At 65.8% G+C, this 23,302-nt stretch carries 17 protein-coding genes; 10 read left to right on the top strand and 7 right to left on the bottom strand.

Annotation, left to right across the window (positions count from 1 at the left end):
- The first annotated feature begins 53 nt into the window (after positions 1 to 53).
- The 5 genes from zwf to ABMA46_RS03870 all read left to right on the top strand — a co-directional run bounded on the left by zwf (position 54) and on the right by ABMA46_RS03870 (position 4,931).
- Positions 54 to 1,523, top strand: coding sequence for a glucose-6-phosphate dehydrogenase (zwf, locus tag ABMA46_RS03890; protein ID WP_348998004.1), 1,470 nt, complete (start codon positions 54 to 56; stop codon positions 1,521 to 1,523).
- A gap of 5 nt (positions 1,524 to 1,528) precedes the next feature.
- Positions 1,529 to 2,227 (top strand): 6-phosphogluconolactonase, encoded by a 699-nt coding sequence (gene pgl / locus ABMA46_RS03885; RefSeq protein ID WP_348998523.1) that lies wholly within the window; start codon positions 1,529 to 1,531, stop codon positions 2,225 to 2,227.
- 191 nt (positions 2,228 to 2,418) lie between these two features.
- Positions 2,419 to 4,239 (top strand): phosphogluconate dehydratase, encoded by a 1,821-nt coding sequence (edd, locus tag ABMA46_RS03880; protein ID WP_348998003.1) that lies wholly within the window; start codon positions 2,419 to 2,421, stop codon positions 4,237 to 4,239.
- 45 nt (positions 4,240 to 4,284) lie between these two features.
- On the top strand, positions 4,285 to 4,533 hold the full coding sequence (locus ABMA46_RS03875; RefSeq protein WP_348998002.1) for an AbrB/MazE/SpoVT family DNA-binding domain-containing protein: 249 nt from the start codon (positions 4,285 to 4,287) through the stop codon (positions 4,531 to 4,533).
- Positions 4,530 to 4,931, top strand: coding sequence for a type II toxin-antitoxin system VapC family toxin (locus ABMA46_RS03870; RefSeq protein ID WP_348998001.1), 402 nt, complete (start codon positions 4,530 to 4,532; stop codon positions 4,929 to 4,931). Before ABMA46_RS03875 ends, ABMA46_RS03870 begins: the two co-directional genes overlap by 4 nt.
- Before the next feature lie 18 nt (positions 4,932 to 4,949).
- Here ABMA46_RS03870 and ABMA46_RS03865 read toward each other — a convergent pair whose 3' ends face one another.
- From ABMA46_RS03865 to ABMA46_RS03850, 4 genes are all read right to left on the bottom strand, one after another.
- Positions 4,950 to 6,641, bottom strand: a complete 1,692-nt coding sequence (locus ABMA46_RS03865; RefSeq protein WP_348998000.1) for a vWA domain-containing protein — start codon at positions 6,639 to 6,641, stop codon at positions 4,950 to 4,952.
- 86 nt (positions 6,642 to 6,727) lie between these two features.
- On the bottom strand, positions 6,728 to 7,690 hold the full coding sequence (locus tag ABMA46_RS03860) for a GlxA family transcriptional regulator (protein WP_348997999.1): 963 nt from the start codon (positions 7,688 to 7,690) through the stop codon (positions 6,728 to 6,730).
- 60 nt (positions 7,691 to 7,750) lie between these two features.
- Entirely contained in the window at positions 7,751 to 8,647 is an 897-nt protein-coding gene (locus ABMA46_RS03855; RefSeq protein ID WP_348997998.1) for a bifunctional methylenetetrahydrofolate dehydrogenase/methenyltetrahydrofolate cyclohydrolase, read from the bottom strand.
- A gap of 137 nt (positions 8,648 to 8,784) precedes the next feature.
- On the bottom strand, positions 8,785 to 11,004 hold the full coding sequence (locus ABMA46_RS03850; RefSeq protein WP_348997997.1) for a GumC family protein: 2,220 nt from the start codon (positions 11,002 to 11,004) through the stop codon (positions 8,785 to 8,787).
- Between the two features lie 213 nt (positions 11,005 to 11,217).
- Here ABMA46_RS03850 and proC point away from each other — a divergent pair, with 213 nt between their 5' ends.
- On the top strand, positions 11,218 to 12,033 hold the full coding sequence (proC, locus tag ABMA46_RS03845) for a pyrroline-5-carboxylate reductase (protein ID WP_348997996.1): 816 nt from the start codon (positions 11,218 to 11,220) through the stop codon (positions 12,031 to 12,033).
- A gap of 49 nt (positions 12,034 to 12,082) precedes the next feature.
- Here the strand turns inward: proC and ABMA46_RS03840 are convergent, their stop codons facing one another.
- From ABMA46_RS03840 to ABMA46_RS03830, 3 genes are all read right to left on the bottom strand, one after another.
- The gene (locus ABMA46_RS03840; RefSeq protein ID WP_348997995.1) at positions 12,083 to 12,868 is read right to left on the bottom strand and encodes a TIGR02186 family protein; all 786 of its coding nucleotides are present in this window, start codon (positions 12,866 to 12,868) and stop codon (positions 12,083 to 12,085) included.
- A complete protein-coding gene (locus tag ABMA46_RS03835; RefSeq protein WP_348997994.1) occupies positions 12,868 to 13,791 on the bottom strand; it encodes a sulfite exporter TauE/SafE family protein in 924 nt (307 codons plus the stop codon). Before ABMA46_RS03835 ends, ABMA46_RS03840 begins: the two co-directional genes overlap by 1 nt.
- A 177-nt stretch (positions 13,792 to 13,968) precedes the next feature.
- Complete coding sequence (locus tag ABMA46_RS03830; RefSeq protein ID WP_348997992.1) at positions 13,969 to 17,895, bottom strand: peptidoglycan-binding protein; 3,927 nt, start codon at positions 17,893 to 17,895, stop codon at positions 13,969 to 13,971.
- 459 nt (positions 17,896 to 18,354) lie between these two features.
- Between ABMA46_RS03830 and ABMA46_RS03825 the strand changes: the two genes are divergently transcribed.
- The 4 genes from ABMA46_RS03825 to ABMA46_RS03810 all read left to right on the top strand — a co-directional run bounded on the left by ABMA46_RS03825 (position 18,355) and on the right by ABMA46_RS03810 (position 23,296).
- Positions 18,355 to 18,813, top strand: a complete 459-nt coding sequence (locus tag ABMA46_RS03825) for a MerR family transcriptional regulator (RefSeq protein ID WP_348997990.1) — start codon at positions 18,355 to 18,357, stop codon at positions 18,811 to 18,813.
- A gap of 226 nt (positions 18,814 to 19,039) precedes the next feature.
- Entirely contained in the window at positions 19,040 to 20,836 is a 1,797-nt protein-coding gene (locus ABMA46_RS03820; RefSeq protein ID WP_348997988.1) for an acyl-CoA dehydrogenase C-terminal domain-containing protein, read from the top strand.
- Positions 20,837 to 20,890: 54 nt separating this feature from the next.
- A complete protein-coding gene (locus tag ABMA46_RS03815; protein ID WP_348997987.1) occupies positions 20,891 to 22,060 on the top strand; it encodes an acyl-CoA dehydrogenase family protein in 1,170 nt (389 codons plus the stop codon).
- 27 nt (positions 22,061 to 22,087) lie between these two features.
- A complete protein-coding gene (locus tag ABMA46_RS03810; RefSeq protein ID WP_348997986.1) occupies positions 22,088 to 23,296 on the top strand; it encodes an acetyl-CoA C-acetyltransferase in 1,209 nt (402 codons plus the stop codon).
- The last annotated feature ends 6 nt before the right edge of the window (positions 23,297 to 23,302 follow it).

Below are 23,302 nucleotides of genomic sequence, written 5' to 3'. Positions count from 1 at the left end.
ATCGATTAGAATATAGACGGCCGACGCTTCGGCCAGACCCTCAGGGACATGCCATGACGAGCCAGATCATCCCCGTCGACCCGTTCGACTTCATTATCTTCGGCGGCACCGGGGACCTCTCCGAGCGCAAGCTGCTGCCCGCGCTCTATTATCGCCAGCGCGACCATCAGTTCAGCGAGCCGACACGGATCATCGGGACGTCGCGCGCGAAATTGTCGGACGCCGAATTCCAAGCCTTCGCTCGCCAGGCGATCACCGACCACGTCAAGGCCAGCGATGTCGACGACAAGGAGTTGGAGACCTTTCTCGCCCGCCTGTCCTACGTTCCGGCCGATGCGACGAGCGGCGCCGGATTCGACAGACTGAAGAAGGCGGTCGGCGAAAGCGACCGCATCCGCGCCTTCTATCTGGCCGTCTCGCCGGCCCTGTTCGGCGATATTTCGCACCAGTTGCGCGAGCACAGGCTGATCACGCCCAATTCGCGCATCGTTGTGGAAAAGCCGATTGGCCGCGACCTCGATTCGGCCCGCGCGCTCAACGACCTTGTCGGCGACGATTTCGGCGAACACCAGATCTTCCGCATCGACCACTATCTGGGCAAGGAGACGGTGCAGAACCTGATGGCGCTGCGCTTCGCCAATATGCTCTACGAGCCGCTGTGGAACTCGGCCCATATCGATCACGTGCAGATCACCGTGGCCGAGACGGTGGGGCTGGAAGACCGCGTCACCTATTACGATAAGGCCGGCGCGCTGCGCGACATGGTGCAGAACCACATTCTCCAGCTGCTCTGCCTCGTCGCCATGGAAGCGCCGTCATCGATGGATGCGGACGCCGTGCGCGACGAGAAGCTCAAGGTGCTGCGGGCGCTGAAGCGCGTCAACGGTCACGAGGCGCCCAGGCAGACCGTTCGCGGACAGTACCGCGCCGGCGCTTCCGCCGGCGGGCCGGTCAAGGGTTATGTCGAGGAACTCGGCAAGGGATCGGACACCGAAACCTTCGTCGCCATCAAGGCCGAGATCGCCAACTGGCGCTGGGCCGGCGTGCCGTTCTATCTGCGCACAGGCAAGAGACTCGCCACCCGCGTCTCCGAAATCGTCATCGAGTTCAAGCAGATCCCGCATTCGATCTTCGGTGAAGGCACCGGCAACATCAGCCCCAATCAGTTGGTCATCCGCCTGCAGCCGGACGAAGGCGTCAAGCAGTTCCTGATGGTCAAGGATCCCGGCCCAGGCGGCATGCGGCTGAGGCAGATTCCGCTCGACATGAGCTTCGCGCAGACCTTCCAGGGCCGCGCGCCGGACGCCTACGAGCGGCTCGTCATGGATGTCGTGCGCGGCAACCAGACGCTGTTCATGCGCCGCGACGAGGTCGAGGCCGCCTGGAGCTGGATCGACCCGATCCTGAACGCCTGGGAACAAAACCGGCAGGACGTGCAGGGCTACACCGCCGGCACCTGGGGGCCGTCCTCCTCGATCGCGCTGATCGAGCGCGACGGCCGCACCTGGCACGAAAGCAATTGAACGCGATGGCCGCCACCTATCACTGGAACAGTTTTGCGGACGGCACGGCGCTGGCGTCGGCGCTGGCCGGCAAAGTGGCCGGGCTTCTGGCGCGAGCCGTTTCCGAACGGGGGGAAGCGCTATTCGCCGTGTCCGGCGGCGCGACGCCTGCGCTCTTCTTCGCGGCGCTGTCCGAAGCCGACATCGCCTGGGACAAGGTGACGGTGACGCTGGTCGACGAACGCTTCGTGCCGCCTTCCTCGCCGCGCTCGAACGCTGCGCTGGTGATGGCGAAACTGCTTCAGGGCAAGGCCGCGGCCGCGCGCTTCCTCCCGTTGTTCCGCAACGGCGAAGACCTCGACGAGGCGGCCGCCGACGGCGACCGGGCGATCGCCGCGCTGCCGCAGCCCTTCGATGTCGTCATCCTCGGCATGGGCGGCGACGGGCACACGGCCTCGTTCTTTCCCGATGCGGAAGAACTGCCCGCCCTGCTCGATCGGGAAAACAGCCTCGCGCTGATGCCGGTCCACGCCGACAGCGCCGGCGAGCCGCGGCTGACGCTGACGCTGCCGCGCATCGTCGCCGCCGGTTTCCTGGCCCTGCACATCGAAGGGGATGAAAAACGCGCCACCTTCGACAGGGCGATGGGCGGCGGGCCGCAACTGCCGATCCGCGCCGTGCTCGACGCCTCGCCCCGGCCCGTCGAGGTGTTCTGGGCGCCGTGATGTCGGCCGTTCGAGTTGAAAACCCCTCTCCGGCCCTTCGGGCCACCTCTCCCCAGAGGGGCGAGGAACCTAAGCTGGAGAGGCGCCGGCGTAGCGGCAGCAGTTCCTCCCCCTTTTGGGGGGAGGTGGCTCGGCGAAGCCGAGACGGAGAGGGGTTCTTGTTCGCAGATGCGACGTAGGAAACACCGATTATGACCGCCAGAGCCGATATCGAAGCCATCACCGACCGCATCCGCGAGCGTTCGAAGCCAACCCGCGAAGCCTATCTCGACCGCGTCGCCGAGGCCGCGGGCAAGACCGCCAACCGCGCGACGCTGTCCTGCGGCAACCTCGCGCACGGCTTTGCCGTCTGCTCGCCGGCCGAGAAGGCCGCGCTTGCCGGCGATCGTGTGGCGAACCTCGGCATCATCACGTCCTACAACGACATGCTGTCGGCGCATCAGCCCTTCGAGACCTTCCCGCAACTCATCAAGGCGGCGGCGCGCGATGCCGGCGGTATCGCTCAGGTGGCGGGCGGCGTGCCGGCCATGTGCGACGGCGTCACGCAGGGGATGCCGGGCATGGAACTGTCGCTGTTCTCGCGCGACGTGATCGCCATGGCGGCGGCGATCGGCCTGTCGCACAACATGTTCGACGCGGCGGTCTATCTCGGCGTCTGCGACAAGATCGTGCCCGGCCTGCTGATCGCGGCACTGACCTTCGGCCACCTGCCGGCCGTCTTCATTCCCGCCGGACCGATGACCAGCGGCATTCCGAACGACGAGAAGGCCAAGGTGCGGCAGCTCTACGCCGAGGGCAAGGTCGGGCGCGCCGAACTTCTGGAGGCCGAGTCCAAATCCTACCACGGACCGGGCACCTGCACCTTCTACGGCACGGCCAACTCCAACCAGATGCTGATGGAGATCATGGGCCTGCATATGCCCGGCGCCTCCTTCGTCAATCCGGGCACGCCGCTGCGCGACGCGCTGACACGCGAAGCCACGAAGCGCGCGCTCGCCATCACCGCGCTCGGCAACGCCTATACGCCTGTCGGGCGCATGATCGACGAGCGCTCGGTGGTCAACGGCGTGGTCGGGCTGCATGCCACCGGCGGCTCCACAAACCACACGATCCACCTGATCGCCATGGCCGCCGCCGCCGGCATCCGACTGACTTGGCAGGACATTTCGGATCTTTCCGACAGCGTGCCGCTGCTTGCCCGCGTCTATCCGAACGGGCTGGCGGACGTGAACCACTTCCATGCCGCCGGCGGCATGGGTTTTCTCATACGCGAACTGCTGGACGCCGGGTTGCTGCACGAGGATGTGCAGACCGTCTACGGCGAGGGACTGCGTCCCTATGCCGTCGAGGCCAAGCTCGGCGCGAACAGCGCGGTGGCGCGCGCGCCGGCACCGCGCGAGAGCGGCGACGAGAAGGTGCTGGCGCCTTATTCCAAGGCGTTCCAGCCTACCGGGGGGCTCAGGGTGCTGACCGGAAATCTCGGCCACGCCGTCGTCAAGACCTCCGCCGTAAAGCCCGAGCGGCGCGTCATCGAGGCGCCGGCAAAAGTGTTCGACAGCCAGCAGGCGCTCAACGACGCCTTCAAGGCGGGTGAGTTGACCGGCGATTTCGTCGCCGTCGTCCGCTTCCAGGGACCGAAGGCCAACGGCATGCCGGAACTGCACCGGCTGACCACGGTGCTCGGCGTGCTGCAGGATCGCGGCCAGCGCGTGGCGCTGGTCACGGACGGGCGCATGTCGGGTGCGTCCGGCAAGGTGCCGGCGGCGATCCACGTCACGCCGGAGGCGCTGGAGGACGGCCCCATCGCCCGCATTCGCGACGGCGACATGGTGAAGCTGGACGCCGACGCCGGAACGCTCGAGGTGCTGGTGGACGCGCGCGACTTCGCCATGCGCCACCCTGCCGACGCCGATCTGGCGGCGAACGAATTCGGCTTCGGCCGCGAGCTTTTCGCCGGCTTTCGCCGCATGGCCGGCCGTGCCGATCACGGCGCGGCGGCGTTTGGCGGTTGAAAGTAAGGTTCTGTTGCCTTACCTTCGAGGCAGGAGAAAGTGCCAATGCTTACGCTCACCGTTACCGCCAAGGGTCAGGTCACCCTGAACAAGGATGTGCTGCGGCATTTGAGGATCGGCCCGGGCGACAAGATCAATGTCGATCTGAAACCTAACGGCGAGGCTTCGATCGCCAAGCAGCCTGCCGCGTCGTGGGACGATATCGCGGGAATGCTCCACGATCCGGACGGCCCCACGCTGACCCTGGAAGAGATCAAGACCGTGATCGAGGAAGGCTGGGCAGACCCCCGGTGAAAGTCGCGCTCGACACCAACATCCTGCTGCGGCTTTTCCTCGGCGACCATCCCGCCCAACAGAAGGCCGCGCTCGCGGTGGTCAAAGAGGCCGAACTCGTAGCGATCCCGATCCACGCGATCTGTGAGTTTGTTTGGGTGCTGACGCGCGGCTACAAAAGGAGCCGCGCCGAGGCAGGCGCCGCCATCCGCGCTCTGCTCGGCATACCGAATGCCGTGGCCGACCAACCTGCCATTTCCGCCGGGCTGGCAACGCTCGAAGCCGGTGGCGATTTTGCCGATGGCGTCATCGCCCTGGAAGGGATAAGGCTTGGCGGCGACGCCTTCGTCACGTTCGATCAAGAGGCTGCGGAACTGCTACAGGCGCAGGGCGGGAATGTGCTCTTGCTTGTACCCTGATGATCCGCGCGGACGTCCCTATTTCACGCTCAACTCGTTGCGCTCGCCGGCCTTGATGGTGAAGGGCGTCTCGTTCTCCGGCTTGTCCGTGGTGAAGTTCGTGACAAGCACGTAGTCGCCCGCTGCGAGCGTCGTCTGCATCTTGTCGCCATAAGCATAGGTGACCTGCTTGCGCTCGCCCTGGATATTCTTCTTGGCCTCGAACACCTTAAACCCGTCCGCGCCGGGTGCATCGACGGCCAGCACGCCGGCATTCAGCGTGACGCTGACATCGCTCATTTCGCCGACCTTGACGCTGAAGGGCTGTTCGGCGGACGCCGCCTGCATCTCGACGGCCATGACATAGTCGCCTGGCGGCAGGTCGAACTGGCTGTCCGGTCCATAGGCGTATGTCACCTGGTCGCGCGTGCCGTCGATCTTCTTGGCGGCCTTGAAGACCTTCCATGAGAGATCGCTGGAATCGACTTTCTCGCCGCCCTGCATATAAAGGGCGTTGGCCTTCGCCTTCCCCACGCCGACGATGATGTCCTTGTCGACCACCTGGCCGGCGGCGAGTTGCAGCGTCTCGCTGACCTCGCCCGCGCCGAGCTTGGCCGTGACCTTGGTCTCGCCGGCGGGGACGACGAGCTTGGCCTCTCCATAGTTGGAAGCGGAGTTGCCGCCCTGATAGTCGACGATGATCTGGGCATCGCCGTCCACCTCCGCGCCGGGCGCCGGGCGCGCGTGCAGATAGAGTGCCGCCGCCTTGAGGTCGAGTACGGGTTCCGCCGTCTTGTCGATGGTAAGCGAGACCTTCGTCTCGGCCTTCGCAGAACCGGACGTGGCCACGACGATGTAGTTGCCTGCGGGCAGGTGGAACCGGACGTCGTTATAGCCGAAATCGACGTTCTTTCCCCTGGTGCCGTCGGCATCGTCCCTGAACACCTCGTACTGGACGTCGATACCGTCGGGCGCCTTGCCGCCTTCCGTCAACAGGGCCTTCGGAACGAGGTTATATTCGACTTCCGCGGCCTGCTTTGGGGCGGCCTTCGGCTCTGTCGCGGGCTGTGGTGCGGATGCGGGCGCCGGTTCGGGAGCCGCGACCGTTTCGGCCAGCGCCGCCTTCAGGGCGGACTCGTCGGAGGCCTGGATGTACTTGCCGCCGGTGTTCTCGGCCAGGCAGGCGACCTGTTTGCCCTCCTCCGCCGTCAGCCCGAAGCCGACGACGTCCGCGGTGAAATCGACGCCGGCGGCCTTCAGTTCCTTGCCGAGCGTGCAGGGATCGCCGCCGCAGGTCTCCAGTCCGTCGGTGATCAGGATGACCTTGGCCTTGTCCTCGGTGTATTTCAGCGCTTCCGCCGCCTGCTTCACGGCGGCCGTCAACGGCGTCTTGCCGAGGAACTTCAGATTGTCCGCGGCTGTCGTGATCTGGCCGGACGTGCCAGCCGCCGGCGGCACGATCAGTTCGATGTCGGAACAGCTTCCCTTCTCTCGATGGCCATAGGCCATGAAACCGATTTCCTCGTCGCCGGGAACGGACTGAAGCGCGGCGCGCAGCGATTCGCGCGCGATCTCGAGCTTGGGCTTGCCGTCGATCTGCGCCCACATCGAGCCCGAGGCGTCGAGGATGACGATGACGCGGTCTGCGGCTTGGGCGGCCGCTCCCACAAAGACAACGCCCACACAGGCAAACAGCAACGATGCGACGAGGCAGCGCAAGATACGCGTCATGGAGCTCTCCGGAATTCCCCAAATCGGTCGGCGCAAGCTAAAGCAAGCGCCGGCAGCAGGGAAGACGCGCGCCGGATCAAATGCGCTCAATAGGTCGTGCGGCGTTCCTCGGAGGGCGGGCGGCCGAACTGCAGACGGTAGCTCTGCGCGAAATAGGAATGCGAGGTGAAGCCGGTTGCGATCGCCACGTCGAGGATCGGCATGTTGGTCTGGCGCAGCAGTTCGCGGGCGCGCTCGAGCCTGAGGCGCATGTAGTAGCGCCCCGGCGTCACGCCGAGATGGCGCAGGAACAGGCGCTCGACCTGGCGCACCGACAGGCCGGCGGATTTCGCAAGCTGCACCGCCGACAGCGGCTCGTCGAGATGGTCGGCCATGAGTTCGACGATCTTGCGCAACTTCTCGGATTTGCCGGTGAGATCGCGCTCCGGCCCGACGCGCTGGCGGTCGCCGGCGGAGCGGATGCGCTCGTGCTGGAACTGGTTGGCGACGCCGTTGGCGAGGTTGGAACCGAAGTCGGTACGGATGATCTCCAGCATCAGGTCGATGGAGGTGGTGCCGCCCGCGCAGGTGTAGCGCTTGCGGTCGATCTCGAAGACGTTGCCGGTGCAGTCGATCTCGGGGAAGCGCTCCATGAAGCCGGCGCGGTTCTCCCAGTGGATGGTGCAGCGGTAGCCTTCCAGTTGGCCGGCCTCGGCCAGAAGATAGGAGCCGACCGACAGCGCTCCCATCGCGCCGCCGCGGCGTCCCCAGCTTCGCAACGCGGCAAGCACCTTCGATTTGCCGGGAAATTCGGTGGTGAGCCCGACCGCGACGAACAGGATGTCGACGGGCGGAATGTCGGCCACCGCATAGTCGATCTTGATCGGCAGGCCGTTGGAGGCCATCACCGCGTCGCCGTCGGCCGATACCGTGGTCCAGCCGTAATAGTCGTAGCCGAGGAGACGGTTGGCGGCGCGGAAGGCGTCGATCGCCGCCGCGAGGGAAAACATCGAGAACTTGTCGACCAGCAGGAACGCGAACTGCCGGCCGTCCTGCACGGGATCAGCCATGGTCGGCCGTTCTACAGGAACAGGCGGCATCGGCAAAGGAGGGGCCTTGCTGCTGGAGTGTCAGAAGAAAGGACGTTCGAGTCCCGCCGCCAGGAAGGCGGAGGTCACGGTGTTGGCCATCAGCATGGCGATCGTCATCGGACCGATGCCACCGGGCACCGGGGTGATCGCGCCGGCGACCTGTTCGGCTTCCGCATAGGCGACGTCGCCGACCAGCCGCGTCTTGCCCTCGCCCTTTTCCGGCGCGGGAATGCGGTTGATACCGACATCGATGACGGTGGCGCCGGGTTTCACCCAGTCGCCACGCACCATTTCGGGCCGACCGACGGCGGCGACAAGGATGTCGGCGGTGCGGGCCAGCGCCGGCAGGTCCCTGGTGCGGCTATGGGCGACGGTGACGGTACAGTTGGCGGCGAGCAGGAGGTTCGCCATCGGCTTGCCGACGATATTGGAGCGGCCGACGACGACGGCGTTCAGCCCCGAAAGGTCCCTGCCGCGCACGCGCTCGATCAGGAGCATCGAGCCTGCGGGCGTACAGGGCACGAAAGCGGTCGCAAGCTCGCCGGCGCCGAGTTTGCCGACATTGATGAAGTTGAAGCCGTCGACGTCCTTTTCGGGTGCGATCGCCTGGATGACGGCGCCGGCGTCGATCTGCGCCGGCAGCGGCAATTGCACGAGGATGCCGTGGATCGCCGGATCGGCATTCAGGTCCGACACCAGCTTGAGGAGGTCTGCCTGGCTGGCATCGGCCGGCAGCGTGTGCTGGAGCGAATGAAAACCGCATTTCTTGGCGGTGCGCGACTTCGAGGCGACATAGACCTGGCTGGCCGGGTCCTCGCCGACGATGACGACGGCAAGGCCAGGCTTTATTCCCCGGCCCGCCAATTCAGCGGTCAGGCCCTGAACCTTGCGCACGACATCGGCAGCGACGCTCTTTCCATCGATCACTTCGGCCATCGGACACCTTCATGGCGATTCTTGCGGGGGCGATTCTTGCGGGGGCGATTCTTACAGCGGCATTTTCACCAAAACCGCCCGACGCAATCCCGCAGGAGCGTCGTCCGATGCCGTAAACCCGAAATCGCGGGCCGTGATTACAGGAACCGGCGGCGCGGCCGGCTGTCGGCGAGGTCGCGCAGCGCTTCCCTGAACTCATGCAGGGAAGCGCGGATTTCGTCCAGCGCCTCCTGATCGATCGCAGGACGCTGCCACATGTCCGGCGCCGGCTGGGCGTACTGGACCGGATGAGCCGGACCGGCATAGGGATGGGCCGGGGCGGCATAGGGCCAGGGCAAAGGAGCGGCAGTAGCCGCGGGCCAGGCCTGCACGGGATAAGACGGCATAGGCTGCATGGTCGGATGCGGCGGATAGAAGGGCTGCGGGTAAGGCTGCGCTGCATAAGGGGCCGGCGCGTAGGAGGCAGCGGGCGAATAGGCAGGCTGCTGCCATTGCTGAGGCTGGAACCGGGGTTGGGGCCGAGGCTGCTGCGGATCCTGGGCATAAAGCTGGTCGGGATGGACCGGGTACATGTTCGTCTCCGTGGGTTCCATGATTGCGGTGGGCAGCGGCAAGGCCTCGTCCGGCAACGGCCATGCTTCGTCATCGTCTTGCGGTCGGCCGGGTTCGTCCCATTCCTCGGAACCGGCCACCGGCCGCGAATCGCGGCGCCAGCGCTTCTTCCGGCCGGATCCGGCTTCGAACAGGGTGCGCGCATCGCGTTCGGCCGGCGTTTGCGGGCCGCCGTGACGACCTCGGCCAGCGCCGAGCCCAAGTCCGGCGAACAGGCCAAGGGCGGCACCGGCCAGGGTTATCGTCAGGCGCGGCGGACCGCTCGGCTTTGTCGGAGGAGTGGCCCGCGATACGATCTCGGCACCTTGCCCCTTCGCATCGTCACCAGACACGGCGATGCTGCCGGTCATGGTCTGACGATCGACTTCCGCCGCGGCGCGCTCTTTCTGGATATCGCGCAAGGCCGCGATATCCTGCACGCTCAGTCCGGTCCTGGCGAGACGGGAAGCCAGCGCCTGCTCGGTCTCGACGGCCTCTTTCAACCTCGCCTGCTGGGCGGCGACGATGCGGCGAAGCTCGGCCGCCAGCCTGCTGCGAGCGCCCGCGAGTTGCGCCTCGATGGCGTGGCGTTCGGGATTGCGCGGCCCCAGGCGCGCCGCCGCCAGATCCGCCTGCCGCTTGATGTCGAGATATTGCGTGCGCAGCGCCTGCACGGCGCCGGTCTCGAACTCCGGCGGCAATCCACCGCCCAGCGAATCGACGTTCGTCGAACGAAGCTCGGAAACCTTGGCGTTCAGTGCTTCCGTATGGGCGCGCGCGTCCTTCAGGTCCGTGTCCAGATCGAGGATGCCGATGATGCGGGCCGGATCCTTCGCAAGATCGGGCCGATCGTTGGCGTTCGCGAAGTCGTCCAGATGGTCCCGGGCAGCGGCCGCAGCGGCGTCGCCTGTCTGCGTATCCACGGCGGAACCGGTCACGGCGCCGGAGCGGTCCTTGTCATGGACCTGTACGAAGGCGTCGGCGACCGCATTGGCGATCAAGGCGGACTTCTCGCCGTTGCCGGTCGTCGCGGTGACGGCGATGCCGCCGCCAGCGGCATGCGAGACGGACAGGGCAGCCAAGAGCCGGTCGACGGCGAGTGCCTGGCGATGGCCCTCGTCGGCAGCGCCGCCGCCATCGCGCACGAGCAGCGCGCGCAACATTCCTGTGATTCCGCCGGCCCCGCTTTCCCTGCCGTTGAATTCCGGATCGCTGGCAAGGTTCAGCCCATCGACTACCCTCGTCAGCACGATGCCGGAGATCAACAGGCGGAGCTGGCTTTCGACCGCGCCGCCGTTCAGGTCACCTGCCCCGAGGATCAGGCCGGCCGTGGCCTGATAGCGCGCGGGCAGCGAGAAAGCGACCGCGCCCCCCATCAGCAGGCCGAGCGCAGTGCCGGCGGCAACCAGCCGCCAGGAGAGGCTTCGCCTGCGCGGCCGATTGCCGGATGTGTCAGGGCCGCTCCAGTCTTCGTCTCTCCCGCCTTGGATCGGGGATGGAGGAGCCCGCCGGTCTCCGTCCTCCTGCGGCCATTGCGGTTCTGGTAAGGAGAAAGGCTGGTTCACGTCCTCAATCGCCTCGCGCTGTGCCCGTGCGAGGCGATGTCTCAGGCGGACATCGAAGGGTTCTTCGGCCTCGATGCGGTCATCCGCCGGCATGAGCGATTGGTGATCCGGGCCGGAATGATCCTCGCTGTGCACGGCGCGGCCCAGTTCGAGCAGCGAATGCTCGCGCCTCCAATCCTCGCGCTCCGGGCTTCTGTTCATACTTTGCATCCAGGCGGCGAAGGGCGCGCCGCTTTCGTTACGACAAGCTAAACAGGCATGGGTAACAAAAGGTTAATTCAGGCTCCGATATCTACCCTTTAAAAGAGCAAAAGTCAGCTATTTCAATTTTCGATTGCATATCCCGGTCATCCGCCGCGCCAGGGCTTCCCCACGCCTGAACATGCCGCTAAGGAGGTCCAACGGAGGCTTTTCATGACGATCTCTCTTGTGCTCGCCGGCTGCGGCAATATGGGCTACGCCATGCTTTCGGGCTGGGTGAAGGCGGGCAAGCTCAGGCCCGCCGAAATATTCGTCGTCGAGCCGAATGCCGATCTCAGGGCACGCGCCGAAGCGCTCGGCTGCGCGGCCGGGACGAACGCCGAGGAGATACCTTCAGACGCCGTGCCGCGCCTGATCGTCATCGCGGTCAAGCCGCAGGTCATTCGCGACGTTCTGGCTGGTTACCGGCGCTTTGCCGATGGCCGCACGACCTTCGTGAGCATCGCCGCCGGCACGCCCGTCTCGACCTTCACGCAGGTGCTGGGCGACAAGGCGCCCGTCATGCGCTGCATGCCGAACACGCCGGCCGCCATCGGCAAGGGCATGATGGTGGTGTTTTCCACGCCGCTCGTTTCCGTCGAAACCCGCGCTTTCGTCAACGATCTCCTGTCGGCGAGCGGCGCGGTGGCAGGCATAGAGGACGAGAGCCTGATGGATGCGGTGACGGCCATCTCGGGCTCCGGTCCGGCCTATGTCTTCCATTTCATCGAATGCCTGACGGCAGCAGCCGAAAAGGCCGGGCTGCCATTGGAAACCGCGAAGCTCCTCGCCATGCAGACGGTGTTCGGCGCGGCGTCGCTGGCGGCCGAGAGCGGCGAGGAACCGGGTGTGCTGCGCCGGCAGGTGACCAGCCCGAACGGCACCACGGCGGCGGCGCTGGACGTGCTGATGGGCGAGGACAGGCTGAAGACGCTGGTGACGCAGGCCGTGGAAGCCGCCCGCCTGCGCTCGATCGAACTCGGCAAGTAGACCTTCACGGGATCGCCGGGCGGTTCCGGATGCGGCCTACAGAGGCCGTTCAGTCCTTGCGGAAGACGATGCGGCCGAGCCAGCCCGTCGCCATCGCGAGCGAGACGGAGAGGAAGCCGTAGAACAATCCGTGGTGCTGGGCGAGGCGAAAGACCGTCTGCTCGAAGCCCGATTTGCGGATTTCGAGCTGCGCCGAGCTTTCCTTGAGGAAAACGCCGTTCTTGAACAGGAAGGCGCGCGCCTTGTGGGTGCCGACGGGCACGTCGGGCGCCAGGCGGACCGTCGCGCGGAACAGGCTTTGGGAGAGGAACTGCACGCCGCCGGGATTTTCGCTGTAGAGGCCGGCCGCCGCCTTCCGCTCGCGCAGCGCCCGCGTGAACTCCGCGATCGTCACCGGAGGTTGGCCCGCTTCGGCCGGCTGCATGAAGATGTTGCCGCTTCCGAGCGACAGCCGCCGATAGCTTTCCGGCTGGGTGATGTCCTGCAGCGGACGGGTGGACGCCACGGAATAGGACACCGGCACATTGGTGAAAGTCTCGGATTCGAGATTGATCCACACGCCGAGCACGCGGTCCTTGCGGCGCACCACGACCGGACGTGCCGGCCCCTCGAGAACGACAACCACGTCGTAGCGTCCTTGCCGCGCGGTCTGCGGGTCGGCATCCTCCAGGGAACCGAAGATGGTGAGGTCGGCGCCTGAAAACCCGGCCGTGATCGAGATGTCGTCCTGCGACAGGCCGATCTGGATGCCTTCCTGGTGGGCGATCTGCGCCGCAGCGGGCGCCGTTGCGAGAAAGGCGAACAGGAGCGCCGCGAATGCCGTGCGGGCCGCCATCAGCCCTCTCCCAGGGCCGCGAGCGAATAGACGTTGTGCGGCGTGACGAACAGGTCGACGGCCAGGCGGAGCGCCACGGCCATGACAAGGAGCGCCAAAAGGGCGCGCAATTGCTCGCCGCGCAGCTTCTGGCCGGCCTTGGCGCCGTATTGCGCGCCGGCGACGCCGCCGATCATCAGGACGAAAGCCAGGACGACGTCCACCGTCTGGTTGGTGGCTGCATGCACCAGGGTCGTGTAAGCCGAGGTGAAGATGATCTGGAACAGCGAGGTGCCGATGACGACGTTGGTCGGCACGCGCAGCAGGTAGATCAACGCCGGAACCATGATGAAGCCGCCGCCGACGCCCATGATCGACGACAGGAAGCCGATGGCTGCGCCGAGGCCGAGCACCGGGATGACGGAGACGAACAGCTTGGAGGCCCGGAAGCGGACCTTGAGCGGCAGGCGGTGAATCCAGTTGTGCTGTCCGGGCTTCTTGAGCGTCGGGGCCGCACCCGAGCGCGACGCGCGCAGTGCGCCGACGCTTTCGACCAGCATGATGGAACCCACCGTGCCCAGCAGCACCACGTAGGAGAGCGAGATGACGAGATCGAGCTGACCCAGGCTGCGCAACAGCGCAAACACCCAGATGCCGAGCGACGAACCCACGATGCCTCCGGCCAGCAACGCCCCTCCGAGCTTGAAGTCGAGCGTGCCGCGCTTGAGATGCGAGAGCGCGCCCGAGAACGAAGACGCCACCACCTGGTTGGCGCCGGTCGCCACGGCGATCGCGGGGGGAATGTTGTAGAAGATCAGCAGCGGCGTGATGAGAAAGCCGCCGCCGACGCCGAACATGCCGGACAGAAAGCCGACTGCCGCGCCCATTGCCAGGAGGACAAGGACGTTGACTGACATTTCGGCGATCGGAAGATAGATGCCCACCCGCTTGTCTCGATCATTGGCTCGCGGCCCTGAAGCCGCAACGGGTATAGCACCCAAACCCTAACTCGACGTTGCAACGGCGCACGGCATGTCCCACGCCGCGCGGTCACTGCAAACATCTCAATCGCTTAGCAGGCAAAAATGTGGCCCGGCGTCGCAACAGCGACGCCGACAGGATCATTTGCGCGCCAGCAGCGCCTTGACCAGTTTCTCGTCGACGTCGCCGGTCGCGGTCATGCCGTTGTCGCTCTGGAAGGCCATGATGGCGGTCTTGGTCTTCGACCCCATGATCCCGTCCGCACCGCCGGCATCGTAGCCGTTCTTGTTGAGGATTCGCTGGATGTTCTGGACGGCCTTCTTCATGTCGATCGAAGCCGTGGTGGTCGGGACATCCCGCCAAGCGTCGGGAACATCGACCGTGTTCGCCGCCTGGTCGAGCGATTTGGGCTTCCACAGTTCGACGGTGCCGCGCGCCCGCTCGAGCTGTTCGGGCCGCATGGCGTTGGCGATCTCGTCGCGCTTGGTGGCGGCGTCCTTGTCGCCGCTCTTGGCGACGAGGGCGAACCATTTGTAGGATTCTTCGAGGTTCTGCTGCATGCCGACGCCCTTGGCGGCGAGAATGCCGAGATTGAACTGGCTGTCCTTGACGCCGAGGTCGGCGGCCGCCTGGAACCAGTGCGCGGCGGACTGGTTGTCGGTCACACCGTCCGCCGCCATGGCGAAAAGCACGGCAAGGTTGTGCATGGCGCTTGCGTTGCCCTGCTCGGCGGAGAGCTGATACCAGGTCTTCGCCTTCTGGATGTCGCGTTTGACGCCGATGCCCTTCTCATAAAAATTTCCGATGCGGTACTGGGCCACGGCGAGGCCGCCTTCGGCCGCCTTTTCGTACCACTTCGCCGCTTCGGCCATGTCTTCCTTGACGCCTTGGCCGTCCGCATAGCGCGAGCCGATCTCGAACAGCGCCTTGGCGTCCCCCTTGGCGGCGGCGTCGCGAAGCGCCTCCGGTCCGATGGCTGCCGGGATGTCCGCCGCCGCAACCGCCGGCTCGGGTGTTGCGGGCTGCGTGGAGGAAACCGCGCCTGTGCTGTCTTCGGCTTTGGCGGCACCGGCTCCGGCAGAAGCTTCGGCCTGCGAAGCCGATGCCGTGGTCTCGTCGGACGCAGGCGGCAGGGTTGCGGCCATCTTGGCCGTATCTCCATCACCTGTCTGCGTGGTGTCAGCCTGCGTCGTGTCGGCCTCTGTCGCGGACAACGCCGGCGCTTCGTTGGCGATCAAGTCGTCCTTGACCTTGCCGGACGGTTCCTCGCCCTCGACCACCCGCACGGATGCCGCCGGTTCCGTCGACACCGTATCGGACGAGCCGCTGACGCCGGTTGCCGTCATAGCACCATCGGCCGACGCCGTCTGTACCGGCTGCTGCCCGGCGATCGGGGCGGGCTGTTCGGCAGCGAGTTGTTTGGGCTCGGAGAAGAACGCCTTGCCGAGTTGCAGCCCGGCGAGCGCCAGCATGATGGCGGCGGCGGCCATCAGGATCGGCTTGCGCCGTGCCTTGATGAGATCGCCGATCCTGAGCGCCTTGACCGGCCCCTTGACGGAGGACTGCCGTTTCAGCGCGTCGGCTTCGGCTGCGGCCGCCTGCGCGGCGCGGCGCGCCGCGGCGATGAAATCGGACTTGGCGGCGTCGCCTTCCGCCGCCCGTGCCGGCTGGGCGCGCTCGTCGCGCACCCGCTTCATGATGGCGCTGAGGTCCGGCGCGCCCGACCCGGGTTCGAGCGGGCGATTGACCAGCTTGGGCTCAAGCGGCTCGTCAAGCCCGACCTCCGGCGCCTCCACGACCGGAGCGGCCGCCTGCGTTTCGACCCTGGGTTCCCTCTTGAGGGCGAATGCCCGGGCGATACCGCCCAGCATGGATTTGCGGCCGCCGGCAGGCTGTTCGGCAACGGCCTGCTCTCCCAAGGCAGCCCGCGCCGCCTCCGCCGCCGCCTCCGCCGGCGTGCGCGCGGCCGGTGCATCGACGGGCGCATCGACCTGCGGACCGGCCCTCCCCTCGCTCGGCCCTCTGGCGGGTTGCTCGCCGGCGACGGCGGCCAGCGGCATCGGCTCGTCCATCTGCAGGGCCGGCGCGTCCTGTACGGCGATCTTGTCCAGCGTCTCGGCAGGCGCGCCGCCTTCGAGCGAGCCCAGACGATCGACGATCTTCAGAAGCGTGTCGTGGATGGCCTCGAAGGTCTTGTTGTTGCGCTCGTCGGAGCGACGGGTCAGTTTCTCCAGCGTCTTGAGATCCTGCGCCAGACCCACGACGGCAGGCGTATCGGGGCTGGCCGAGCCGAGCGCGCGCACCGCGTTTTCCGCCGCCTCGCGCGCCGCTTCCAGAATGGTGTCGCGGCTACCGGCCACCGCCTGCTCGATGCGTGCGATGCGCGGCGCGATGTCCTCGAAATCAGGGAGAGGAGCGCCGGGCTTGCTCAGATGCGCGGACAGGCCGGCGACCTGCGCCTCGAGGGAGCGGATGAGATCCGGATCGATGCCGGCGACCTGGGCGGCCGAGGCATTGAGACGGCTCGATATGTCTTCCAGCCTGTTTTCCAGGCCGCGCATGGCGGCCTCTCCGCCGGCGGCGGGCTGGCGCGTCTCAAGGCTTTTGGCGAGCGCGGTGAAACGGGCGTCAATCGCATCCATGATGCCGGCCGTATCGATGCCGACGTCCTGACGGCGTTCGAGCCGGTCGGCCACCTCGTCCAGCCGGCGCTCCATATCCTGGAAAAGCACGTTGCCGTGCTCGATCGTCTCGCCCTGGCGGCGCTCGATCATCCCCGAGAGCACATCGAAGCGCTGCTCGATACCGCGGAAAATTGTGTCGGCGTCGAGCGACGCCGGCGCGTGCTCCACGCGCTCGGCAATCAGCGCCATTTGCTGGCCCAGCCGTTCGATGGCCTGCTCGGGCAGATGGGCACGGGCGGCGAGATCGTCGACGCGGCCGGACAGAAGATTGATGCGGTCCATCAGTTCGCCGCCCGACCGATCGGCGGCAACCTCCTCGATCTGCTGGGCGAGCGAAGCGATGCGCTGCTCGATGCGGCCGAAGGCCTCGGTATCGAGCGCATTCGACTGCGCCGCGACAGTCGATGCCACGATCGCCCGCGAGATCTCGTCGAGACGCTCATCGATCATGCCGTAGGTGTCGTTGCCGCGATCGCCCTGCTGGCTCGCGAAATGATCGACCGCGCCGGCAAGCGTGCGCACCTTTTCTTCCAGTGAGCGCAGCGACAGGGATTCCGGCAGGTTGTTCACGGCGCTGCCGATCTGGTCCAGCCGATCGAAAAGAGTCGACAGGTTCGGCCCGTCGGCACGCTTGCGCTGGTCGGCATCGATCCTGTCTTCGAACGCGTTCCAGCGGCTATAGAAATCGTCCCAGCGACGATCCGATCTCTGTACGGTTTCCTCGCGCGCCAGCGTGTCGAGGGCGGCCTTCATCTGTTCCAGGTCGAGCCTGAGCATGTTGATGGTGCGGTCGTCGCTGCGCTCCGCGAGGGTCTGGATGGCGCCGGACAGCCGCTCGAACTCGAGCCCGAGTTCCGCGCTGTCCTTGGCGGCGGGCGCGGCGCTGAAAGCGCGATGGATGTCGTGACGCAACGTCTCGAACTCGCGGTGCAATTCGCCCGACATCTGATCGCGCAATTCGTCGCGCAGGCTGCGCAGTTCCTCGGCGATTTTGCCCACGGCCACGACGCCGTCTTCCTGGCCACGCACCCTGTCGAGATCGCTGGCGATGGTCCGGTAGCTGTGCGGACGCGGTTGCGACCCTGTGTGGGCCGCTGAAGTGCCCTGCCCTGCGGGCTGCCGATAGGATGCGGTACCGTACGCCGCCGAGGCGCGCTGCTGCGGGGACGCACCGGGATAGGGCTGCGCGTAGGGATCGGCTTTTGCGTAGCGAGGTTCGGGCCGGCGCGGTTGGTCGCCGCCGTAGCCGACGCGCTCCTCGCGCGTGCGTTCCAGGCGCTGCTCCAAGCTCTCCAGCGACCGGTTGATCTGTTCCAGGCTCGTGTGCGGCCTGCGCTGCCTGCCGGCGTTCAATGTATCGAGATAGGACCGCTTGCTGTTCATCGAAACGCCCGTTTCCGAAATGGCTGGCCGACGGCCAGTCCTCCTCAAATCCCTGCCGGGAACGAAGGCGCCGGGCAACGAGCGGAAAGGAAGCAAATCCCTGCCTTGTTGCCAGTGCTTCGAGAAACCGTGAGCAATTCAGTACAGGATAAACACGGGAGACCGACGCACGCACAATTCGCCCAACGTGGTAAACAACGCGTTAACCGAATGTCAGGAACCGTTAATCTTCGTTCGGAAAGTCTGAACAGCCCTGCATCTGATGCACAGCCGCATTGCACGAAATCGGCTTGCTTTCGAATTCGTTAACGGCTATACGCTTACGTAAACGTAAGTGGCGTGCAAGGTGCGCCGCTTGCGATTTCCATGTCGAAACGCGATTGGAAGCCAACCCCCCACCGCTTCCACAAGGCGATGCCGGCGCCTGCCGCGACGCCTCTCCGGGGAAAGTCAAGAACCATGAACATGATGAGAGCCGGCATGCCGGCGGCCACCGCAAATGACGTGCCGAATGAGCCGGGCGAAGAACTGACCCGCATCGGCGAGATGGCGAAGCTTTTCGGCGTGACGCTGCGCACGCTGCGCTTCTATGAGGACAAGGGCCTGCTTAAGCCCATCCGTGACGGCGCCACCCGCCTCTATACGCATCGCGACAAGGCACGCCTCAAGCTGATCCTGCTCGGCCGCAAGGTTGGCTTCTCGCTGCGTGACGTGAAGCAGATCATGGACCTCTACGATCCTGCCGGCTCCAACATGCGCCAGCTCAAGGTGACGCTCGACAAGTCGGAAAAGCAACTCGCGCGCCTCGACAGGCAGCGCGCCCTGCTGGACGAGGCGATCGTCGATCTCCAGCAACTCGTGAGCGTGGTCCGTGGCAAGCTGGCCGACGGCAGCGTCCAGAACGCGGCCGCGAACTGAGCGACGGCGACCGCGACCTGCCGGAAGGCATCGTCCGGCGCCGTTCCTATCCCTTTAATTGCAAGGCGCGACCCGTCCGGTCGCGCCTTTTTTATTCTCGCGGGAAATTCACCGGAAACGCTCGAATTGACGTTTACGCAAACGTCAATATTTGATATCCCAAGCGCAGATCGATCCGGGACCCGGCATTGAAGGCCGACCCGGCGTTTCGTGCTGGAGGATATCGATGCCGACTTACCAAGCTCCCGTCAGGGACACGCTGTTCGTCCTCAACGAGGTTCTGGGCATCGAGCGGCACTCCAACCTTCCCGGTTTCGCCGACGCCACGCCCGACATGATCGAGGCGATCCTGGCCGAAGGCGCGCGGCTGGCCGAGGAAGTGATCCAGCCGACCAACCGCACCGGCGACACTGAAGGATGCACCCGCAACGACGACGGTTCTGTGACCACGCCCACCGGTTTCAAGGAGGCGTTTCGCCAGTATTGCGAGGGCGGATGGATGGGGCTGGCCGTGCCGGCCGAGCATGGCGGCCAGGGCCTGCCCTATGCGCTGCACAGCGCCGTCGGCGAATATATGGCGGCGGCCAACATGGCGCTCTTGATGTATCCCGGCCTCACCCAGGGCGCGATCGCGGCGATCCTCGCGCATGGCTCCGACGAGCAGAAGGCGACGTGGCTGCCGAAGATGGTGGAAGGTGCATGGACCGGCACCATGAACCTGACCGAGCCGCATTGCGGCACCGATCTCGGTCTCCTGCGCACCAAGGCCGTGCCGGCGGGCGACGGCATCTATAAAATCTCCGGCCAGAAGATCTTCATCTCGGCCGGCGAACATGACATGGCCGACAACATCGTCCATCTGGTGCTGGCGCGCATCGAGGGCGCGCCGGAAGGCACCAAGGGCATTTCGCTTTTCATCGTGCCGAAGTTCAAGCTCGATCGAAATGGCGATCCCTCGATGCGCAACGCCGTCGCCTGCGGCTCCATCGAGGAGAAGATGGGCATCCACGGCAACGCCACCTGCGTCATGAATTACGACGAGGCGGAAGGCTATTTGCTGGGCACCGAGAACGGCGGCCTGAAGGCGATGTTCGTGATGATGAACGAGGCGCGCCTCGGCGTCGGCCTGCAGGGCCTGTCGCAGTCGGAAGTCGCCTGCCAGAACGCGGCGATCTATGCGCGCGAGCGCCTGCAGGGCCGCGCGCTGAGCGGCCCGAAGGAACCGGACAAAAAGGCCGATCCGATCATCGTCCATCCCGACGTGCGCCGCAATCTGATGACCATGCGGGCCTGGAACGAGGCCGGCCGCACCTTCATGCTGTGGACGGCGCTGAAATCCGACATCGCCCATCGTTCGCCCGACGAGAAGGACCGTCAGGCCGCCGACGACATGCTCGGCCTGATGACGCCGGTGCTCAAGGGCGTCATGACCGACAAGGGCTTCGACCATGCCGTCATGGCGCAGCAGGTGTTCGGCGGGCACGGCTACATCGAAGAGAACGGCATGAGCCAGTTCGTGCGCGATGCCCGCATCGCCATGATCTACGAGGGCGCCAACGGCATCCAGGCGCTCGACCTGGTCGGCCGCAAGCTGGCGATGAACGGCGGCCGCGCCATCCAGGCCTTCTTCAAGGAGGTCGGCGACTTCTGCGAGGAGAACCGCGCCGACGAGAAGATGGCGCCGTTCACCAAGGCGCTGAAGAAGGGCCTCAACGACCTGCAGGCCGCCACCATGTGGCTGATGCAGAACGCGATGGCGAAGCCCGACAATGCGGGCGCCGCCTCCAACGACTACATGCACCTGACCGGCCTCGTCGCACTTGGCTATATGTGGGGCCTGATGGCCAAGACCGCGCAGGCAGCCCTTGCCGCCGGTGCCGGCGACGACGCCTCCTTCTATGAGAACAAGCTGGTGACGGCGCGCTATTTCATGGAGCGCGTCATGCCCGAAAGCGCTGCCCACCTCGCCCGCATCTCGTCCGGCGCCGACACGATGATGGCGCTGCCGGCGGAGGCGTTCTAAGGTGGCGAACACCGACACTCCCCTCCCCCTTGAGAGAAATTCGGGAGCACTTCCATGACTGCCCCCGCCGAAATCCTCTCCCTGCCGAGGCCCACCTGGGTCACGGACGACGTCGCCATGCTCTACGACATGGCGCATCGCTTCATGGCGGACGAGATCGCGCCGCATTACGACGCTTACGAGAAGAACGAGATCGTCGATCGTTCCGCCTGGGAAAAGGCCGGCGCGGCGGGCCTGCTGTGCGCCTCCATGCCAGAAGAGTACGGCGGCGCGGGCGGCAGCTTTGCCCATGAAAGCGCCATCATCGACGCCGTCGCCCATGTCGGCGTCGACGGTTTCGGCATCGTGCTGCATAACGCCATCGTCGCGCCCTACATTCTCCACTACGGCTCGGAGGAGCAGAAGAAAAAGTGGCTGCCGCGGCTGGCGAGCGGCGAGTTGATCGGCGCCATCGCCATGACGGAGCCCGGCGCAGGCTCCGACCTCCAGGGCATCAAGACGCGCGCGGAAAAGGACGGCAACCAGTACCGCCTCAACGGCTCAAAAACCTTCATCACCAACGGCCAGAACGCCAACCTGGTCATCGTCGTCGCCAAGACCGATCCTGCGCAAGGCGCCAAGGGCACCTCGCTGATCGTGGTGGAGACGGACGAAGTGGAAGGTTTCGAACGCGGCCGCAACCTCGACAAGATCGGGCTGAAGGCCAACGACACGTCGGAACTGTTCTTCAACGATGTGCGCGTGCCGACCGCCAACCTGCTCGGCAGCGAGGAAGGTCAGGGCTTCGTGCAGCTCATGCAGCAGCTGCCGCAGGAGCGGCTCTTGATCGGCGGCCAGGCGGTGGCCATGGCCGAGCGGGCGCTGGCGGTGACGATCGACTATGTGAAGGAGCGGCAGGCGTTCGGCAGGCCGATCCTGGATTTCCAGAACACGCAGTTCAAACTGGCCGAACTCAAGACCGAAACCACCATCGGCCGCGTCTTCTACAATGACTGCGTGACGCGCCATCTCGACGGCGGCCTCGACCCGTCCACCGCTTCGATGGCGAAATACTGGCTGTCCGACCTGCAGGGAAAAGTCGTCGACGAATGCCTGCAACTTCACGGCGGCTATGGCTATATGAATGAATATCCGATCGCCCGCATGTATCGCGACGCCCGCGTGCAGCGCATCTACGGCGGCACCAACGAGATCATGAAGTTGCTGATCGCGCGCACGCTCTGACGCGATCAGCCACCCGAGGAGACAAAAATGGCCGAAGCTTATGTCTATGACGCCGTGCGCACACCGCGCGGCAGGGGCAAGAAGGACGGATCTCTGCACGAGGTGCCCGCCGTGCGGCTGGCGGCCAGGACGCTCGAAGCGTTGCGCGACCGCAACGACCTCGACACGGCAAATGTCGACGACATCATCTTCGGCTGCGTCGATCCGGTCGGCGAGGCCGGTTCGGTCATCCCGCGCGCGGCGGCCTTCGAGGCGGGCTACGACAACAAGGCGCCAGGCATGCAGATCTCGCGCTTTTGCGCGTCCGGTCTCGACGCCATCAATTTCGGCGCCGCCAAGATCGCACAGGGGGCGGACGACATCGTCATCGCCGGCGGCGTGGAATCGATGAGCCGGGTGGGCATGGGCGCGTCAGGCAGCGCCTGGGCGATGGACCCTTCGGTCGGCCTGCCGGGCTGGTTCGTGCCGCAGGGCATCTCGGCCGACCTGATCGCCACCAAATACGGATTCTCCCGCGACGATGTCGACGCCTATGCGGTGGAGAGCCAGAAGCGCGCGGCGCACGCCTGGGAGAAAGGCTGGTTCAGGAACTCGGTGATCCCGATCAAGGACCAGAACGGGCTGACCATCCTCGACCATGACGAGCACATGCGCCCGTCCACCGACATGCAGTCGCTGGCGGCCCTCAACCCGTCCTTCACCATGATGGGCGAGATGGGCGGCTTCGATGCTGTGGCGGTGCAGCGCTATCCGGAACTGGAAGAAGTCAACCACGTCCACCACGCTGGCAATTCCTCCGGCATTGTCGACGGCGCGGCCGCCGTGCTGCTCGGCTCGAAGAAGGGCGGCAAGGCGATGGGATTGAAGCCGCGCGCGCGCATCAAGGCTTTCGCCAATATCGGCTCGGAACCCGCGATCATGCTGACCGGCCCGGTCGACGTGACAGAAAAGCTGCTCAAGCGTGCCAAGATGAAGCTGTCCGACATCGACCTGTTCGAGCTCAACGAGGCCTTCGCCTCCGTGGTGCTGCGCTACATGCAGGCGTTCGACATTCCGCACGACAGGATCAACGTAAACGGCGGTGCGATCGCCATGGGCCATCCGCTCGGCGCCACCGGCGCCATGGTTTTCGGCACGGTGCTGGACGAACTGGAGCGGCGCGATTTGAACACCGCGCTGGTGACGCTGTGCATCGGCGCCGGCATGGGCACCGCGACGATCATCGAGCGTGTCTGAGACGAT

It is taken from the genome of Mesorhizobium hunchu, assembly GCF_040081975.1.
In the GTDB taxonomy this organism is placed as follows: domain Bacteria; phylum Pseudomonadota; class Alphaproteobacteria; order Rhizobiales; family Rhizobiaceae; genus Mesorhizobium; species Mesorhizobium hunchu.
This window is presented reverse-complemented; position numbering and strand designations above follow the sequence as displayed.

Excerpts from the sequence above, each read along its gene's own strand:
- ABMA46_RS03875 (WP_348998002.1), top strand. The coding sequence starts at position 4,285 with ATGCTTACGCTCACCGTTACCGCCAAGGGTCAGGTCACCCTGAACAAG.
- ABMA46_RS03825 (WP_348997990.1), top strand. The coding sequence starts at position 18,355 with ATGAACATGATGAGAGCCGGCATGCCGGCGGCCACCGCAAATGACGTG.
- ABMA46_RS03865 (WP_348998000.1), bottom strand. The coding sequence starts at position 6,641 with ATGACGCGTATCTTGCGCTGCCTCGTCGCATCGTTGCTGTTTGCCTGT.
- ABMA46_RS03850 (WP_348997997.1), bottom strand. The coding sequence starts at position 11,004 with ATGAACAGAAGCCCGGAGCGCGAGGATTGGAGGCGCGAGCATTCGCTG.
- ABMA46_RS03810 (WP_348997986.1), top strand. The coding sequence starts at position 22,088 with ATGGCCGAAGCTTATGTCTATGACGCCGTGCGCACACCGCGCGGCAGG.
- edd (WP_348998003.1), top strand. The coding sequence starts at position 2,419 with ATGACCGCCAGAGCCGATATCGAAGCCATCACCGACCGCATCCGCGAG.
- ABMA46_RS03815 (WP_348997987.1), top strand. The coding sequence starts at position 20,891 with ATGACTGCCCCCGCCGAAATCCTCTCCCTGCCGAGGCCCACCTGGGTC.
- ABMA46_RS03855 (WP_348997998.1), bottom strand. The coding sequence starts at position 8,647 with ATGGCCGAAGTGATCGATGGAAAGAGCGTCGCTGCCGATGTCGTGCGC.
- pgl (WP_348998523.1), top strand. The coding sequence starts at position 1,529 with ATGGCCGCCACCTATCACTGGAACAGTTTTGCGGACGGCACGGCGCTG.
- ABMA46_RS03830 (WP_348997992.1), bottom strand. The coding sequence starts at position 17,895 with ATGAACAGCAAGCGGTCCTATCTCGATACATTGAACGCCGGCAGGCAG.
- ABMA46_RS03820 (WP_348997988.1), top strand. The coding sequence starts at position 19,040 with ATGCCGACTTACCAAGCTCCCGTCAGGGACACGCTGTTCGTCCTCAAC.
- ABMA46_RS03860 (WP_348997999.1), bottom strand. The coding sequence starts at position 7,690 with ATGGCTGATCCCGTGCAGGACGGCCGGCAGTTCGCGTTCCTGCTGGTC.
- ABMA46_RS03840 (WP_348997995.1), bottom strand. The coding sequence starts at position 12,868 with ATGGCGGCCCGCACGGCATTCGCGGCGCTCCTGTTCGCCTTTCTCGCA.
- zwf (WP_348998004.1), top strand. The coding sequence starts at position 54 with ATGACGAGCCAGATCATCCCCGTCGACCCGTTCGACTTCATTATCTTC.
- proC (WP_348997996.1), top strand. The coding sequence starts at position 11,218 with ATGACGATCTCTCTTGTGCTCGCCGGCTGCGGCAATATGGGCTACGCC.